12 protein-coding genes are annotated in these 16684 nt (G+C 70.0%); 1 reads left to right on the top strand and 11 read right to left on the bottom strand.

Annotated elements, in window-relative coordinates; all coding sequences use genetic code 11:
- The first annotated feature begins 330 nt into the window (after window positions 1-330).
- A complete protein-coding gene (gene ppx, locus NFC98_RS02310; RefSeq protein ID WP_254276569.1) occupies window positions 331-1878 on the top strand; it encodes an exopolyphosphatase in 1548 nt (515 codons plus the stop codon).
- Window positions 1879-1881: 3 nt separating this feature from the next.
- Here ppx and tilS read toward each other — a convergent pair whose 3' ends face one another.
- From tilS to rseP, 11 genes are all read right to left on the bottom strand, one after another.
- Window positions 1882-3168: a tRNA lysidine(34) synthetase TilS gene (tilS, locus tag NFC98_RS02305; RefSeq protein WP_254276568.1), complete on the bottom strand. Its 1287-nt coding sequence runs from the start codon at window positions 3166-3168 to the stop codon at window positions 1882-1884.
- Between the two features lie 183 nt (window positions 3169-3351).
- Window positions 3352-4305, bottom strand: a complete 954-nt coding sequence (gene accA, locus NFC98_RS02300) for an acetyl-CoA carboxylase carboxyl transferase subunit alpha (protein ID WP_254276567.1) — start codon at window positions 4303-4305, stop codon at window positions 3352-3354.
- Window positions 4306-4591: 286 nt separating this feature from the next.
- Complete coding sequence (gene dnaE, locus NFC98_RS02295) at window positions 4592-8092, bottom strand: DNA polymerase III subunit alpha (protein WP_254276566.1); 3501 nt, start codon at window positions 8090-8092, stop codon at window positions 4592-4594.
- Between the two features lie 24 nt (window positions 8093-8116).
- A complete protein-coding gene (gene rnhB, locus NFC98_RS02290; RefSeq protein ID WP_254276565.1) occupies window positions 8117-8737 on the bottom strand; it encodes a ribonuclease HII in 621 nt (206 codons plus the stop codon).
- The gene (gene lpxB / locus NFC98_RS02285; RefSeq protein WP_254276564.1) at window positions 8734-9948 is read right to left on the bottom strand and encodes a lipid-A-disaccharide synthase; all 1215 of its coding nucleotides are present in this window, start codon (window positions 9946-9948) and stop codon (window positions 8734-8736) included. The genes rnhB and lpxB overlap by 4 nt, the downstream gene beginning before the upstream one ends.
- A gap of 2 nt (window positions 9949-9950) precedes the next feature.
- Entirely contained in the window at window positions 9951-10718 is a 768-nt protein-coding gene (lpxA, locus tag NFC98_RS02280; RefSeq protein WP_254276563.1) for an acyl-ACP--UDP-N-acetylglucosamine O-acyltransferase, read from the bottom strand.
- On the bottom strand, window positions 10715-11158 hold the full coding sequence (fabZ, locus tag NFC98_RS02275; protein WP_254276562.1) for a 3-hydroxyacyl-ACP dehydratase FabZ: 444 nt from the start codon (window positions 11156-11158) through the stop codon (window positions 10715-10717). The genes lpxA and fabZ overlap by 4 nt, the downstream gene beginning before the upstream one ends.
- 105 nt (window positions 11159-11263) lie before the next feature.
- Complete coding sequence (gene lpxD / locus NFC98_RS02270) at window positions 11264-12301, bottom strand: UDP-3-O-(3-hydroxymyristoyl)glucosamine N-acyltransferase (protein WP_254276561.1); 1038 nt, start codon at window positions 12299-12301, stop codon at window positions 11264-11266.
- 13 nt (window positions 12302-12314) lie between these two features.
- A complete protein-coding gene (locus NFC98_RS02265; RefSeq protein ID WP_254276560.1) occupies window positions 12315-12797 on the bottom strand; it encodes an OmpH family outer membrane protein in 483 nt (160 codons plus the stop codon).
- A gap of 56 nt (window positions 12798-12853) precedes the next feature.
- The gene (gene bamA, locus NFC98_RS02260; RefSeq protein ID WP_254276559.1) at window positions 12854-15196 is read right to left on the bottom strand and encodes an outer membrane protein assembly factor BamA; all 2343 of its coding nucleotides are present in this window, start codon (window positions 15194-15196) and stop codon (window positions 12854-12856) included.
- Window positions 15197-15285: 89 nt separating this feature from the next.
- Window positions 15286-16644, bottom strand: coding sequence for an RIP metalloprotease RseP (gene rseP / locus NFC98_RS02255; protein ID WP_254276558.1), 1359 nt, complete (start codon window positions 16642-16644; stop codon window positions 15286-15288).
- Window positions 16645-16684 lie beyond the last annotated feature (40 nt).

Below are 16684 nucleotides of genomic sequence, written 5' to 3'. Positions count from 1 at the left end.
GCCACTCGTCATGTGCATCCCATGGCCATGGGGGAACCACCACAGGGGGCAGCCGGGCCGAGTCGGGAGTCGAGGGTGCGGGTTTCACTTTCGCCTGATCAGCGGAGTCGGCAATCGGCCGGCATCGACGCTGAGAGCAGTGGGCTGTCTGACGACTTGGAAATGACCGAGACGGGATCGCCGTGGAACGGTCGGGAAGCATTCGGAACAGGCGAACGCCCCGATACTAGTCAAGGCCGCTGCCAAACGCAAGCCCTGCCATGGCCGCGGCAATTGACACGGACCCGGGCGGACCGCAACCTTTCACCCAGCATACTCCAAGGACTCGCCATGACCTCGCCACTGGACCCGGCCCCCGGCCACGCCGCCGCTGACACCCCCCCTGCCGACGCGCCCGCCCCCCGGCGCCTGGCCGCCATCGACCTGGGCTCCAACAGCTTCCACCTGCTGGTCGCCAACTACCAGGAGAACCGGCTGCAGGTGGTGGCCCGCCAGGGGGAGAAGGTCCAGCTGGCCGCGGGCCTGGACGAGGACGGCGTGCTGGAGGAGGCCACCATGGCACGGGCCCTGGCCTGCCTGGAGCGCTTCGCCCCCTACCTCTCCGATATCGACCCCGGCCACCTGCGGGTGGTGGGGACCAATGCCCTGCGCGACGCCGCCAACAGCCAGGCGCTGATCGACCGCGCCGAGGCGCTGCTGGGCTGCCGTATCGAGATCATCGCCGGCCGCGAGGAGGCGCGCCTGATCTACCTGGGCGCCGCCCACGCCCTGGCCGAGGACGGTCGGCGGCTGATCGTCGACATCGGCGGCGGCTCGACGGAGTTCATCATCGGCGAACGCTTCGAACCGCTGGCCCTGGAGAGCCTGCGCATGGGCTGCGTCACCTTCACGGGACGCTTCTTCCCCGAGGGCGAGATCAGCGAGAAGCGCTTCCGCCGCGCGGAGCTGGCCGCCCTCTCGGAGCTGGCCAACATCCGCCGCCAGTACCGCGAGCTGGGCTGGGAGGATCCGGTCGGCTCCAGCGGCACCATCAAGGCGGCCGCCGCGGTGATCCATGCCGCGGGCGGGGCGCCGGAGGGAGTCATCACCCGGGAGGGCCTGGCCGCCCTGCGCGAGCGGCTGATCAAGTGCAAGCGGCTCGACCGGGTCGCCCTGGAGGGGCTCAAGCCCGACCGCGCCAGGGTCTTTCCCGCCGGCATCGCGGTACTCTGCGCCGTCTTCGAGGCCTTCGAGCTCGAGCGCATGCGCTACGCCGACGGGGCCCTGCGCGAGGGGGTGCTCTATGACATGGTGGGGCGCAACAGTCCGGAGGACTCTCGCCTGAAGAGCGTGGAGAGCCTGGAGCGCTGCTACGGGGTGGATGGCCGACAGGCCGCCAACGTGGCCGAGACGGCCATCGCCCTCTTCGAGCAGGTCCGCGAGGCGTGGCGGCTGGACGACGACCAGGCACGCTTCCTGGCCTGGGGGGCCCGGCTCCACGAGATCGGCCTGGCGATCTCCCACAGCCAGTTCCATCGCCACGGCGCCTACCTGCTGGAGCATTCCGACCTGGCCGGCTTCTCGCGCCCGGAACAGCGCCTGCTGGCCTTCCTGGTGCGCGCCCACCGGCGCAAGTTCCCGCTCAAGGAGTGGCAGGCCCTGCCCGACTCGGAGCAGGGCTCCCATGCCCGCCTGGCCCGGCTGCTGCGCCTGGCGGTGCTGCTGAACCATACCCGCCCCGAGCAGCCGCTCGCCCCGCCGCGGCTCGAGGCCCGGGGCGAGACGCTGCGCCTGCGGCTCGAGTCCGGTGACGAGGCGACCCTGCTGGTCACCGACCTGGAGCAGGAGGTGGCCTACCAGAAGGCCGCCGGCCTGCCCCTGGAGCTGGTCGCCGACTGACCCTCAGCGCGACGGCGAAAGGGCCCGCCAGCCCTCGGCGCAGGCCAGCCAGCGCGGCCCCTGCGGGTCGAGCAGCGCCACGACCCGCTCGCCCTGCCACACCACCAGCAGCCGGTCGCGCACCCAGGGCGGCACGTCGGTCTCCTGCAGCAGCCGCTTGAGATCGCGGCTGCCGCGCCCGGCCAGCATCAGCCGTTCGCCGCCCCGGCGAGGCACCACCGTCAACGAACCGACCGCCGGCTCCCCTTCCGCCACCAGCCGCAGCCGGCACTCGCCCAGCGGGGTGGCCAGCGGCATGCGGCCATCCCACGCCGCCCGCCACCTCGTCGGCAACTCCACCGGAGGCGCCAGCAGGTAGAGGTGGCCCCGCCACACCCGCGCCTCGGCGCCGGGCCAGGCCACCCGCGTCCGGGCGTCCTGCCGGGCGCCGAGCTGCGCCAGCAGCGTCTCCAGGCGCCTCGCCGGCGGGGTCGGCAGACCCAGCCGGCCACAGGCGTGGCGCACCAGCAGCCGCTGGCGGGCGGGCGTCAGCGCCGACAGCCCCGCCGCCGGCAGCCGGGCGGGGTCACCGCCGAGGCGGGCGAGGTCGAGCTCGGCGAGGTCGCCGAGCAGCCCCTCGGCCTCACCGGCCAGGGCGGCACTGCGCGACAGCGCCTCGCCGGCGTGGGGCCAGCGGCTCGCCAGCAGCGGCAGCACCGCACGGCGCAGGAAGTTGCGGTCCAGGGCCTGGTCGCGGTTGGAGGGATCCTCCACCCAGGCGAGGCCGCGACGGCCGGCCTCGGCCTCGAGCGCGGCCCGGGAGTGCGCCAGCAGCGGTCGCGCCAGCGCCCTGTCGCGCCAGGTCCGCACCGGCGGCATGCCGGCCAGGCCCGTCACGCCGCTGCCGCGCAGGGCCGCCAGCAGGAAGGTCTCGGCCTGGTCGTCGCGATGCTGGGCCAGCCACAGCGTCTCGCCGGGCAGGACACGCCGGGCGAAGGCGGCGTAGCGCGCTTCCCGCGCCGCCCCCTCCAGGCCCTGCCCCGCGCCCGGGTCCACCGCAACCCGCTCGACGAACAGCGGCACCCCGAGCCGCGAGCAGAGCCGGCGACAGTGACGCTCGAAACCGTCGGCGGCGGCCTGCAGGCCGTGATGGACGTGGAGAGCGTGGAGCGGGCGGGGATGGCGGCGGCACGCCTCGGCGGCCAGCGCCAGCAGCAGCGTGGAGTCCAGGCCGCCGGAAAGGGCCAGCCAGACGACGCGCCCTGGCGGGGTCTCCGCCAGGGCGCGTTCGATTGAGGATTGAAGAGACATCGAGCCCTCTCCCGACCAGCGGGGCCGCTTCGAGTGATGGTCAGACCGGGACGCGTAGTCAAGGCAAAAATCGGCGAAGACGGACCGGGCTCGCGCTCGAGTTTACTTTAGTAAATGAGCATCTTGACCGGGCTGGCGCACCAGCCGATTTTTAACGCCGTATGACCGAGCGCAGAAAGGCCCTCAAACAGGCGCCCCGTAGCTCATCAGGCGCTCATAGCGACGCGCCAGCAGGCTCTCCATGTCCATCGCCTCGAGGCGTTCGAGGCTGGCCAGCAGCGCCTCCCTGACTCGCTCGGCGGTGGTGACCGGCTGGCGGTGGGCGCCGCCCAGGGGTTCCGGGATCAGGGTATCGACCAGGCCCAGCTCCTTGAGGCGCTCGGCGGTGATGCCCATCGCCTGGGCCGCATCGGAGGCCTTCTCGGCGCTCTTCCACAGGATGGAGGCGCAGCCCTCGGGGGAGATCACCGAGTAGGTGGAGTACTGCAGCATGGCCAGCTCGTCGCAGACGCCGATCGCCAGGGCCCCGCCGGAGCCCCCCTCGCCCACCACGGTGGCGACGATAGGCGTGCGCAGGCGCGACATCACCGCCAGGTTGTAGGCAATCGCCTCGGACTGGCCGCGCTCCTCGGCGTCGATGCCCGGATAGGCCCCGGGGGTGTCGATGAAGGTCAATACCGGCATCCTGAAGCGCTCGGCCATCTCCATCAGGCGGCAGGCCTTGCGGTAGCCCTCCGGGCGCGGCATGCCGAAGTTGCGGCGCACCTTCTCCTTCACCTCGCGCCCCTTCTGGTGGCCGATCACCATCACCGGACGGTCGTCCAGGCGCGCCACGCCGCCGACGATGGCGGCGTCATCGGCGAAGTGGCGATCGCCGTGAAGCTCGTCGAAGTCGGTGAAGACGTGCTCCAGGTAGTCGAGGGTGTAGGGCCGCTGGGGATGGCGGGAGAGCTGGGAAACCTGCCAGGGGGTGAGGTCCTTGAAGATGGACTCGGTGAGCTTGCGGCTCTTCTCCTCGAGGCGGCCGATCTCGTCGCTGAGGTTGACCTGGCTGTCGTTGCCGACCAGGCGCAGCTCCTCGATCTTGGCCTGGAGCTCGGCAATGGGCTGTTCGAAGTCGAGATAGTTGGGATTCATTGGCGGGAGGCCTTGTGGTGTTTCACCGCCCGGCCCGTGGCGGGCGGCGCGAAAAATGGGAAGTGGCTGGCATTATCGCACCCTCAACGTGCGGCGCAAGGCGGCGCAAGGCTGGAGCGCCTTTGCTGAGGGGCGCCGGGGACAGGCCTGGAGGGGGTCCTACGCCAGGGATGGCGTCAGTAGCGCCCAGGGAGGGGTTCACAGCGCCCCCGATCAGGCCTGTCGCCGGGCAAGACCCGTCTCGTGCTGTGGAGGACGATGAGGAACCACAAGCCCCGCCCCATGCTCAGCGGTATTTCAGCCGCACCCCGTCCTGGCCCTGCACCTCGCGCAGGCCGATCAGCAGCTCGTCGCTGGGCGAGACCTTCCAGGCCGCACCGAGCTCCAGCCAGCCGGTGGCCTCGGCGTTGCGATAGCGCAGCCGCACCGGCAGCCCCTCGGGATCGCGGTACGGGTCGAGGCTCGCCCGCAGGGAGTCGACCAGCCGGCCGTTGATGGCCGCGCCATCCAGGGAGAGCTCCACCGCCTGGCCGAAGCGGGTGCGCGCCGCCACCATGGGGGTGACCTCCTTGCCGCGCAGGCGCAGGCCGCCGGAGTAGTCGTCGGAGGAGACCTCCCCCTCGACGATCAGCACCTGGTCGGCCTCGATCTGGCCGCGCAGCTGATCGAAGAGCTCGCCGAACAGCGATGCCTCGATGCGCCCGGTGCGGTCGTCCAGGGTGATGAAGGCCATGGTGTCGCCGCGCTTGGACTTCATGGTGCGCAGGCCGACCACCAGGCCCGCCACGCGCTGGGGCTCCCGGGAGGGCTTGAGGTCGGCGATGCGCGTCGAGACGAAGCGCGCAAGCTCGCCCTCGTACTCGTCGATAGGATGGCCGGTCAGATAGAGGCCGAGGGTCTCCTTCTCGCCGGCGAGGCGCTCCTTGTCGGTCCACTCCCGCGCCCCGAGATAGCCGGCGTAGGCATCGCTCTCCGCCTCGTCGACGAAGGCCTCGCCGAACATGTCGATCATGCCCAGGTTCTGGTTGGTCTGGGTCTGGGCGGCAGCCTTCAGGGCATCGTCCAGGGCCGCGGCCAGCACCGCGCGGTTGGGGCCGAGGGTGTCCAGGGCCCCCGAGCGGATCAGCGCCTCCAGGGTGCGCTTGTTCATGCGCCTGGGGTCGACCCGGCGGCAGAAGTCGAAGAGGTCCGCGAAGGGTCCGTCCGCCGCCCTCGCCTCGACGATGGCGCCGATGGGGCCCTCGCCAACGCCGCGGATGGCGCCGAGGCCGTAGACCACGCGCCCCTCGGTATCCACGCTGAACTTGTACTCGCCGACGTTGACGTCCGGCGGGGTCACGGTCAGGCCGAGGTGGCGGCACTCCTCGATCAGCGGCACCACCTTGTCGAGATTGTCCATCTCGGTGGACATCACCGCCGCCATGAAGGGGCCGGGGTAGTGGGCCTTCAGCCAGGCGGTCTGGTACGAGACCAGGGCATAGGCCGCCGAGTGCGACTTGTTGAAGCCGTAGCCGGCGAACTTCTCCACCAGGTCGAAGATGTTGCCCGCCAGGTCCTTGTCGATGCCGTTGGCCGCGCAGCCCTCCATGAAGCCGGCGCGCTGCTTGGCCATCTCCTCGGGCTTCTTCTTGCCCATGGCACGGCGCAGCATGTCGGCCTGGCCCAGGGTGTAGCCCGCCATCACCTGGGCGATCTGCATCACCTGCTCCTGGTAGAGGATGATGCCGTAGGTGGGCTCGAGCACCGGCTTGAGCAGCTCGTGCTGGTAGTCCGGGTGCGGGTAGGAGATCTCGGCCCGCCCGTGCTTGCGGTTGATGAAATCATCCACCATGCCCGACTGCAGCGGGCCGGGGCGGAACAGCGCCACCAGGGCGATCATGTCGTCCAGGGAGTCGGGGAGCAGGCGCTTGATCAGCTCCTTCATGCCGCGGGATTCGAGCTGGAACACCGCCGTGGTCTCGGCGCGCTTGAGCATCTCGAAGGTGGGGACGTCATCCAGCGGGATGCTGTCGATATTCAGCGGCCCCTGGCCCTGCACGGCGCGCACCTTGTCGACCATCTCCAGCGCCCAGTCGATGATGGTCAGGGTGCGCAGGCCCAGGAAGTCGAACTTGACCAGCCCGGCCTCCTCGATGTCGTTCTTGTCGAACTGCACGACGAGCCCCGAGCCATCCTCGTCGCAGAGCAGCGGCGAGAAGTCGGTGAGCTTGGTGGGCGCGATCACCACGCCCCCGGCATGCTTGCCGGTGCCACGGGTGATGCCCTCGAGCTTGAGCGCCATCTCCCAGATCTCGGCGGCCTCCTCGTCGGCCTCGACGAACTCCTTGAGGGCCGGCTCCGCTTCGATGGCCTTGCCCAGGGTCATGCCGACCTCGAAGGGGATCAGCTTCGAGAGCTTGTCGCCGAGGGAATAGGGGCGCCCCTGGGCGCGGGCCACGTCGCGCACCACCGCCTTGGCGGCCATGGTGCCGAAGGTGACGATCTGCGACACGGCGTTGCGGCCGTAGCGGTCGGCCACGTACTCGATGACCCGGTCGCGCTTCTCCATGCAGAAGTCGACGTCGAAGTCGGGCATCGAGACCCGCTCGGGGTTGAGGAAGCGCTCGAACAGCAGGTCGTAGCCGATGGGGTCGAGGTCGGTGATCTTCTGGGCGTAGGCCACCAGCGAGCCGGCGCCGGAGCCGCGGCCCGGGCCCACCGGGACGTCGTTGTCCTTGGCCCACTGGATGAAGTCCATCACGATCAGGAAGTAACCGGGGAAGCCCATCTGGATGATGATATCGAGCTCGAAATCGAGCCGCTCCCGGTAGCGCTTGTCGATCTCGGCGAACTCGGCCCCGTCGCGGGGGTAGCGCTCCGCCGGGAAGAGGAAGTCGAGGCGCTCGGTGAGGCCGTCGTGGGAGACCTTGCGGAAGAACTCGTCCTGGGTCATGCCCTCGGGGATCTCGAACTCCGGCAGGAAGATCTCGCCGAGCCGTACGTCGACGCTGCAGCGCGCGGCGATCATCACGCTGTTCTCCAGCGCCTCGGGCAGGTCCGAGAACAGCTCGGCCATCTCCTCGGGACTCTTGAAGTACTGCTCCTCGGTGTACTTGCGCTCGCGACGGGAGTCGTCCAGCGCCCGCCCCTCACCGATGGCGACGCGGGTCTCGTGGGCCCAGAAGTCCTCCTTGGCGAGGAACCGCACGTCGTTGGTGGCCACCACCGGGGTGCCGGTCTCCACGGCCAGGTCCACGGAGAGGTGGACGCACTCCTCCTCCAGGGGCCGGCCGGTGCGGATCAGCTCCAGGTAGAAGCGGCCCGGGAAGGCGGCATTCCAGTCGTCGAGCAGTGTGCGCGCCTCGTCGTGGTGGTCGGTGAGCAGGTGGCGGCCGATCTCGCCGTCGCGCCCCCCGGAGAGGGCGATCAGCCCACCGCTCTGCGCCAGCACCCACTCGCGGTCGAGCAGCGCCCTGCCCTGCCGCTGCCCCTCGGCCCAGCCGCGGGAGATCAGCTCGGTGAGGTTGCGGTAGCCCTCGGCGTCCATGGCCAGCAGGGTCAGCCGGTACGGGTGCTCCTCGTCGTGGGGGTTGGCGAGCCACAGGTCGGCACCGATGATCGGCTTGAGGCCGGCGCCCTGGGCGGCCTTGTAGAACTTGACCAGGCCGAAGAGGTTGGCCTCGTCGGTGACGGCCAGCGCCGGCGTGCCCTGTGTCACCGCGGCCTTGACCAGCGGCTTGAGCCGCACGAGGCCGTCGACCAGGGAGTATTCGGTGTGGACGCGGAGATGAACGAAGGGCGTGGTCATAAAGGGCTCGGGGCTTGAAAAATATCAGAACAGCGCCAGCTGGCGCTTGACCGGGCCGAAGGAGCGGCGGTGCTCCGGCAGCGGCCCCAGGCGCTCCAGGGCGGCCAGGTGCTCGCGGGTCGGGTAGCCCTTGTGGCGGGCGAAGCCGTAGTCGGGATGGCGGGCGTCGAGCGCGGCCATCTGGGCATCCCGGGCCACCTTGGCGAGGATCGAGGCGGCGGCGATGGCCGGGTGGCGAGCGTCGCCCTTGACCACCGCCTGGCCGGGGACATGATGCCCGGGCAGGCGATTGCCGTCCACCAGCAGGTACTCGGCCGAGGGCACCAGGGCATCGATGGCGCGGCGCATGGCCAGGTGGGTGGCGTGGTAGATGTTGAGCTCATCCACCTCGGCGGCCGTGGCCTCGGCCACGGCGAAGGCCAGCGCCCGTTCGCGGACCTCCAGGTCGAGCGCCTCGCGTCGCCTGGCGCTGAGCGCCTTGGAGTCGGTGAGGCCGTCGATGGGCCGGGCCGGGTCGAGGATCACCGCCGCGGCCACCACCGCACCCACCAGGGGGCCGCGGCCCACCTCGTCGACCCCGGCCAGGCGCTGGCCGTGGTAGTTCACCACCAGCGGCGGCGGCTCGCTGCCCCTTCCCGGCGTCACGACACGGTCTCCTCGGCCCGCTCGGGGGCGACGCTCGCGGGCAGCGGCCGGCCGGCCACCAGCGCCTCGATGGCCTCCGCCGCGCGGCGGCTGGCGTCGCGCTGCAGGCCCTCGTGCATCTCGGCGAAGCGCACCTCCAGGGCGGCGCGGCCCGGGGCATCATCGAGCATCGCGCCGAGCCGGGCGGCGATGGCCTCGGGCGTCGCCGCGTCCTGGATCAGCTCCGGCACCAGGGACTCCCGGGCGATCAGGTTGGGCAGCGAGATCCACTCGGTCTTCACCAGGCGCCTGGCCAGCCAGTGGGTGGTCGGTGCCATGCGATAGGCCACCAGCATCGGGCGATGGCAGAGCATCGCCTCCAGGGCCGCCGTGCCCGAGGCGAGGAGCACGGCGTCGCTGGCCACCATGGCCTCCCGGGCCTGGCCATCGACCAGGGTCAACCGCTCCACCAGCCCAGGATGGGCCTCCAGCAGCCTCTCGAGTTCGGCGCGCCGCTGGGCGGTGGCCGCCGGCACCACGATGCGCAGGCCCGGGCGGGCGGCACACAGCGTTTCGGCAGCGGCGAGAAAGGTCTCGCCCAGGAAGCGGATCTCGTTGGCCCGGGAGCCGGGCAGCAGCGCCAGCACCTCGCCCTCGGTGGGCAGGCCCAGCGCCTCGCGGGTGGCTAGCCGGTCGGTCACCAGCGGCAGCTCGTCGGCCAGCGGGTGGCCGACGAAGGCCACCGGCACGCGGTGGCGGGCGTAGAAGGCCGCCTCGAAGGGCAGGAAGGTGAGCATGGCGTCGACGGACTTCGCGATGCCCTTCACCCGCCCCTGGCGCCAGGCCCACACGGAGGGGCTGACGTAGTGGGCGGTGGTGAGGCCGGCCTCGCGCAGCTGCCGCTCCAGGCCCAGGTTGAAGTCCGGGGCGTCGATGCCGACCATGATGTCGGGCCGCCAGGCCAGGGCATCGGCCTTCAGGGTACGCCGCACCCGGAGCAGGCCGGGCAGGTGCCTGAGCACCTCCACCAGGCCCATCACCGAGAGGGTCTCCAGGGGAAAACGGCTGTCGATGCCCTCGCCGATCATGCGCGGGCCGCCGATGCCGCGAAACTCGACCCCCGGATGGCGCGCCCTGAGGGCGCGCATCAGGCCGGCACCGAGGATGTCGCCGGAGAGCTCCCCGGCCACCAGGTAGACCCGCTTCAGCGCCTGTTGCTCGGCCGCGGCCATGGCTAGCGGATGATGCCGCGGGTCGAGGCCTCGATGGAGGCGGCGAAGGTCTCGGTCTCGGCAAGCGCGAAGCGCATGCGAATCTCGTCCAGCGCCTGCTCCACGGTGAGCCCCTGGCGGTAGACCAGTTTGTAGGCCTCGCCCAGCGCCTTGAGCGCCTCGCGGGAGAAGCCGCGGCGCTTGAGCCCCACCAGGTTGAGGCCGTGGACCTGGGCCGGGTTGCCGTTGATCATCACGAAGGCGGGAGTGTCCTTGGTGATGATGGAGCCACCGCCGGCCATGGCGTGGGTGCCGAAGTGGCAGAACTGGTGCACCGCGGCGAGTCCGCCGAGGATGGCGAAGTCGCCCAGCTTGACGTGGCCGGCCAGGGTCACCTGGTTGGCCAGGATGCAGTCGTTGCCGATCACGCAGTCGTGGCCCACGTGGACATAGGCCATGAACAGGTTGCGCGAACCGATGGTGGTCTCGCCCCGGTCCTGGACGGTACCGCGATGCAGCGTCACCCCCTCGCGGACGACGTTGTCGTCGCCCATGACCAGGCGGGTCGGCTCGCCGGCGTACTTCTTGTCCTGGCAGTCCTCGCCCACCGAGGCGAACTGGAAGATGCGGGTGCGGGCCCCGAGCACCGTGGGCCCCTTGATCACCACATGGGGGCCGATCCGGCTGCCGGGCCCGATCTCGACGTCGGGGCCGATCACCGAGAAGGGGCCCACCTCGACATCATCGGCGAGGCGCGCCGCGGGGTCGATGAGCGCGGTGGGATGTATCAAGCGACCTTCCTCTCGGCACAGATGATCTCGGCCTCGCAGGCCAGTTCGCCATCGACGGTGGCCTGGCAGGCAAACTTCCAGATGCCGCGCTTCTCGCGGATCACGTCGGCGCGCAGCTGGAGCCGGTCACCCGGCATGACCGGGCGCTTGAAGCGCACGTTGTCGCTGCCGACCAGGTAGTAGACGTAGCCGTCGGCGGGCAGCTTGTTGACGGTCTTGAAGCCGAGAATGCCGCAGGCCTGGGCCAGCGCCTCGATCACCAGCACGCCGGGCATGATCGGGTGGTGGGGGAAGTGGCCATTGAAGAACGGCTCGTTGATGCTGACATTCTTGTAGGCGACGATGGATTCGCCGAGGGTAATCTCCGTTACCCGATCCACCAGCAGGAAGGGGTACCGGTGGGGCAGATAATCACGAATCTCGTTGATGTCCATTACCATCGTAGCAACCTCTGAAATGACGAGATGCCCGCCTTCCGGGCGGGCACGAGCCGGCGGCATCGACCGTCGGGCAGGCGGGGGATTATAGCGCCCCCCGCGGCGCCCTCAACCGTCGCTTCCCTTCTCGAGTCGTGACAGCCGTTTCGCGATGTCGTCGAGCTGCTTGAAGCGTACCGCATTCTTGCGCCACTGGGTGTTCTTCATCGCCCCCGTGCCGGAGGAGTAGACACCCGGCTCGTGGATCGAGTTGGTGACCAGGCTCATGCCGGTGACCTGGACCCCGTCGCAGATCGTCAGGTGGCCGGAGAGGCCGACCCCGCCGCCCAGCATGCAGTGCCTGCCCACCTTCGTGGAGCCGGCGATGCCCACGCAGCCGGCGAGCGCGCTGTGGTCGCCGATCTGCACGTTATGGGCGATCTGCACCTGGCTGTCGATCTTGACGTCGCTGCCGATCAGGGTATCACCGAGGGCCCCGCGGTCGATGCTGGAGCAGCTGCCCACCTCGACGTCATCGCCCAGCACCACCCCGCCGAGCTGGGCGATCTTGTGCCAGCGCGCGCCGTCGTGGGCGAAGCCGAAACCGTCGCCGCCGATCACGCAGCCGCTGTGCAGGATGACCCGCTGGCCGATGATCACCCCGTGGCAGACGGTGACGTTGGCGTGAAGACGCGTGCCGGCACCGATGGCCGTATCCGAGCCGACCACCGAGCCCGGGCCGATCACCACGTCGTCGCCCAGGCTGACGCCGGCCTCGATCACGGCGTTGGCTCCCACTTCCACCCGCGCCCCCAGGGTGGCGGAGGGATCGACCACCGCCGAGGGGTGCACGCCGCCGGGCGCGCGGCTCGCCAGGGGGTCGAAGAGCCGCGACAGCGCCGCGTAGCCCAGGTAGGGGTTGTCGAGCTCCAGGCGAGCCACCGGACAGGCCTCGCCGTGCTGGGGGTGCAGCAGCACGGCGGCGGCACGGGTAGCCGGCAGGTCCTTGAGGTAGGCGCGGTTGGCCAGGAAGGCCACCTGGTCCGGGCCCGCGTCCCTGAGGGTGGCCAGGCCCCGCACCCGGCGGTCGGCATCGCCGATGAGCCGGGCGCCGATGCGCTCGGCGAGTTCCCCCAGGAGGTAGGTCGGAGAGTCGGATCGCGTCATGAGTCCCGGGTCCTCACAGCATGGTGTTGAGGATCTGGGTCAGCTCGCTGGTGAGGTCCTGAAGCTGCTGTTCGGAGTGCAGCACGCCCTGGGGCTCCACCAGCACCTTCACGCTGTGGCGGGTGATCAGCTGCTCCACGGCCCGATCCAGGTGCGGCTCGGCGCGCTGCAGGAACTGCTGCTCGGAGCGCTGCTGGGCCTGCATGATCTCGCCGGCCAGGCGGTTAAGCTCGGTGACCTTTCGGTTGGCCTCCTGGCGCTCGCTGTCCGAGAGGCTGTCGGCACGCTGCTGGAGCTGGGAAAGCTCCTGCTCCAGGGCCTGGGCCTGTTGCTGCTGGCTGCCGACCTGGCCTTCCAGCTCGCTCATGGAGCGCTGGGCGGCATCGGTCTCCAGCAGCGCACGGCGCCAGTCGAGCATGGCCACGTCATCGGCCTGGGCGGGCAGCGCCAGGACGGCCAGCAGAACCAGGCTCAGGAGGGCGGTCAATCTACGCATGGTGGGCTCCTTGGCGGGCCGCCGCGGGCGGCGGCCGTCTTGTCGTCGTGGCGGGATCAGAAGGTCTGGCCGAGGGAGAACTGGAAGAACTGGGTGTCGTCACCGCTCTCGTCGTTGAGCGGCTCGGCGATGCTGAAGGTCAGCGGCCCCACCGGGGTCAGCCAGGAGAGGCCTATGCCCACGCTGTAGCGCAGGTCGCCCAGGTCGACGCCAGAGCTGCAGTTGGAGGTGGCGCCCTCGGGCACGTCATAGCAGTCGGTGAGGAAGGTGTTGCCCGCATCCAGGAACAGCGAGGTCTGCAGGGAGCGGCGATCCTCGATGAACGGCAGCGGGAAGAGCAGCTCGGCGCTGCCCTGCACCAGCACGTTGCCGCCCAGGGTGCGGTCACGCCCTCCCTCGGCCGGGGGAGTGGTGCGCTGCCCCAGGGTGTTGGCAGTGAAGCCGCGCACCGACCCGAGGCCGCCGGCGTAGAAGTTCTCGTAGAACGGGTAGGGATCGTTGCCGACCACGTCGGCGTAGCCCAGCTCACCGCTGAACTTCAGCGCCCAGTCGTGATTGTCGTTGAGCGGGAAGAGCTGGCGGGCCTGGCCGCGCAGCTTGTAGTACTCGGCGTCGCTGCCCGGGACCGCGGTCTCCAGCGACAGGCGCTGGTAGTTGCCGGCGGTGGGCATGATGCCGCGGTTGAGGTTGTTGCGGGTCCAGCTGGCGGTCAGCTTCAGGGCCTGGGCATCGGCCCCCTGCTCGTCGACGTACTGGATGATCTCCTGGGCGGTATCGTTGTAGGTCTTGACCGTCAGGTCCTCCACCGCGGTGCCGAAGTTGAGACGGGTGATCTCGTTGATCGGGTAGCCGAAGTTGATCCCCGCGCCGTAGGCGTCGGTGGAGTAGGTGGAGATGTCGGAGTCCTCGTAGTCGGTTTCGCGGTAGTAGAGGTTGTAGCCGCGGGAGACGCCGTCCAGGGTCCAGTAGGGGTCGGTGAAGCCGAAGTTGACGCTGGTGAAGGTATCGCTGCGCTGGGCGCCGATGTTCACCCGGTTGCCGGTGCCCAGGAAGTTGTTCTGGGAGAGGCCCACACCGTAGATCACCCCGGCGCTCTGGGAGAAGCCGACGCTGGCCGAGATCGAGCCGGAAGGCTGCTCCTCCACGGTATAGGTGACGTCGAGCTTGTCCGGCTCGCCGGCCACCGGCTGGGTCTCGACATCGACCTGGCGGAAGAAGCCGAGCCGCTCGAGGCGCTGGCGCGACTGGCTGATCGACTCGGTGGAGGCCGGGGCCCCCTCGAGCTGGATCATCTCGCGGCGCAGCACCTCGTCCTGGGTGGTGGTGTTGCCGATGAAGTCGATGCGCCGTACGTAGGCCCGACGGCCGGCGTCGACCTGGAAGATCAGGTCCACGGTCTCACCGTCGGCGCCGATCTCGGGAATCCCGTCGACGCTGGCGAAGGCGAAGCCCTCGGCGCCCAGGCGCGAGCGCAGCGCCTCGGAGGAGGCGGTGACGTCGCTGCGCGAGAACACCTCGCCCTGCTCCACCGCCAGCAGCTCGCGGGCCTCCCGCTCGCCGATCTGCAGGTCGCCGGCGAAGCGCACGTCGCCGATGCGGTACTGGCGCCCCTCGTCGACGTTGACGGTGATGAAGATCTGCGACTTGTCGGGACTGATCGAGACCTGGGTGGATTCGACATTGAAGTTGACGTAGCCGCGATCCAGGTAGAAGGAGCGCAGGCGCTCCAGGTCGCCGGCCAGGGCCTCGCGGGAGTACTCGTCGCGGGAGAACCAGCCGAAGATGCGCCCCGGGCGATCGTTGAGCTCGAAGACGTCGCGCAGGGTGTCATCGTCGAAGGCACGGTTGCCGACGATATTGATCTGGCGGATGCGGGCCACCGCCCCCTCGTTGATCTCGATGTTGACCTGCACCCGACCCTCACCGACCTCCTCGACGCTGGTGTCGATGGTGGCGCTGTAGCGGCCCTGGCCCTGGTAGACGCCCTCCAGCTCGCGCTGGATCTCGTCCAGGGTGGAGAGTTGCAGCACCTGCCCCTCGGCGAGGCCGGCCTGCTGAAGCCCCTGGCGCAGCTCGTCGTCACCGATCTGGCGATTGCCGGTGATGTTGAGGCGACTGATGGTGGGACGCTCCACCACCTGGATGATCAGCACGTCGCCGTCGCGGGCCAGCTGGATGTCCTCGAACAGGCCGGTGGCGAAGAGGCTGCGGGTCGCCTCGGCCAGCTCGCGGTCGTCGACCCGGTCACGGGCGCTGACAGGAAAGGCATTGAAGACGGACGCCGCGGAGACCCGCTGCAGGCCTTCCACACGAATGTCTGTCACCTCGAAGGGTTGTGCCTGGGCCGTCCCGGCCCCGACGAGCAGCAGCGCCGCCAGTCCGATGGTCTTGATTCTCATGCAGTCGATTCGCTCGCGTTGATCTGCCAAACCTGTCCAGACAGGCACCTTATACACTTGTGCGGCTCGCTGACAAGGCGAAGGGGCGCCTACCACAGCCGCATCAGGTCGAAATAGATCGCCATCAGCATCAGCGTGCCCACCAGCGCCAGGCCGATGCGCAGCCCGATCGCCTGGGCCTGCTCGGAGACCGGCCGGCCGCGCACCACCTCCATGAAATAGTAGAGCAGGTGCCCGCCATCCAGCACCGGGATCGGCAGCAGGTTGAGCACGCCGAGGCTGATCGAGAGGTAGGCCAAGAAGCTGACAAAGCTCTCCAGGCCCGCCCGGGCCGAGTCGCCCGATATCTGGGCGATGGTGATCGGCCCCGAGAGGTTGGAGGGCGAGATCAACCCCACCAGCATCTTGCGGATGGCATCCAGGGTCAGCAGGGTCATCTCGCCGGTGCGCGACATGGCCTGACCCACCGCGGCCACCGGGCCGTAGCGGATCTCGCGGCGGTACTCCTCGGGCCACTCCACCGGGGCCACCCCGGCACCGATGTAGCCGACGGCCACGCCCTCCTCCAGCTCGTTGCGTCCGGGGGTGATCGCCAGGTCCCGTCGCTCCCCGTCTCGCAGCACCTCCAGGGCCAGTGACTCGCCGGGGCTGGCGCGCACGATGTCGACGAAGTGCATCCAGTCGTCCACCGGCGTGCCATCGACCGCGACGACCTCGTCGCCGGGCTGCAGGCCGGCGGCGTCGGCCGCCTCGCCGGGCACCAGCTGGCCCAGCACCGCCGGGAAGGGCGGGCGCCAGGGGGTCACGCCCAGGCTCGGCAGCGGCTGGGGCGGGTCCTGGCGTACCAGCCAGTTCTCCACCGGCAGGCGATACGCGCGGGGCTCGGCGGTGGCATCGGCACGGGCATCGATGGAAAGCTCGCCGCTCATGCCGATGGCCGCCACCAGCTTGAGGTTGATCTCGTCCCAGCCGCGCACCGCCTCGCCCCGCACGGCGACAATCTCCTGACCGGCGCGCAGCCCGCCACGCTCGGCGGGCGAGTCCGGCGCCACGCTGCCGATCACCGGTGCCACCGTGGTGGTGCCGGCCACGAACAGCGCCCAGTAGGCGACGATGGCGAGCAGGAAGTTGGCCAGGGGGCCGGCGGAGACGATGGCGATGCGCTGCCAGACGCTCTTGCGGTTGAAGGCCTGGTCGAGCTGGTCCTCGGGTACCGGGGCCTCGCGCTCGTCGAGCATCTTCACGTAGCCGCCGAGGGGAATGGCCGCCACCGCGAATTCGGTGCCATGGCGATCGACGCGCGACCAGATCGGCTTGCCGAAGCCCACCGAGAAGCGCAGCACCCTGACGCCGCAGCGCCGCGCCACCCAGAAGTGGCCGTACTCATGGAAGGTGATCAGCAGGCCGAGCACCACGATCACGGCCAGGATGTTCTGGATCAGGCCCAAGTCTGTCTCCTCTGGGTGTCTCGCACGAAAGGGTCGGCGC

Source organism: Halomonas sp. 3H, from assembly GCF_024206005.1.
GTDB classification, from domain to species: Bacteria; Pseudomonadota; Gammaproteobacteria; order Pseudomonadales; family Halomonadaceae; genus Halomonas; species Halomonas campaniensis.
Note: the sequence above shows the minus strand (reverse complement) of the source record. Positions and strands in the feature narration are given on the sequence as shown.

Bases quoted from the DNA above. Each gene is read 5' to 3' on its own strand.
- ppx (WP_254276569.1), top strand. From the start codon at position 331: ATGACCTCGCCACTGGACCCGGCCCCCGGCCACGCCGCCGCTGACACC.
- tilS (WP_254276568.1), bottom strand. From the start codon at position 3,168: ATGTCTCTTCAATCCTCAATCGAACGCGCCCTGGCGGAGACCCCGCCA.
- accA (WP_254276567.1), bottom strand. From the start codon at position 4,305: ATGAATCCCAACTATCTCGACTTCGAACAGCCCATTGCCGAGCTCCAG.
- dnaE (WP_254276566.1), bottom strand. From the start codon at position 8,092: ATGACCACGCCCTTCGTTCATCTCCGCGTCCACACCGAATACTCCCTG.
- lpxB (WP_254276564.1), bottom strand. From the start codon at position 9,948: ATGGCCGCGGCCGAGCAACAGGCGCTGAAGCGGGTCTACCTGGTGGCC.
- fabZ (WP_254276562.1), bottom strand. From the start codon at position 11,158: ATGGTAATGGACATCAACGAGATTCGTGATTATCTGCCCCACCGGTAC.
- lpxD (WP_254276561.1), bottom strand. From the start codon at position 12,301: ATGACGCGATCCGACTCTCCGACCTACCTCCTGGGGGAACTCGCCGAG.
- NFC98_RS02265 (WP_254276560.1), bottom strand. From the start codon at position 12,797: ATGCGTAGATTGACCGCCCTCCTGAGCCTGGTTCTGCTGGCCGTCCTG.
- bamA (WP_254276559.1), bottom strand. From the start codon at position 15,196: ATGAGAATCAAGACCATCGGACTGGCGGCGCTGCTGCTCGTCGGGGCC.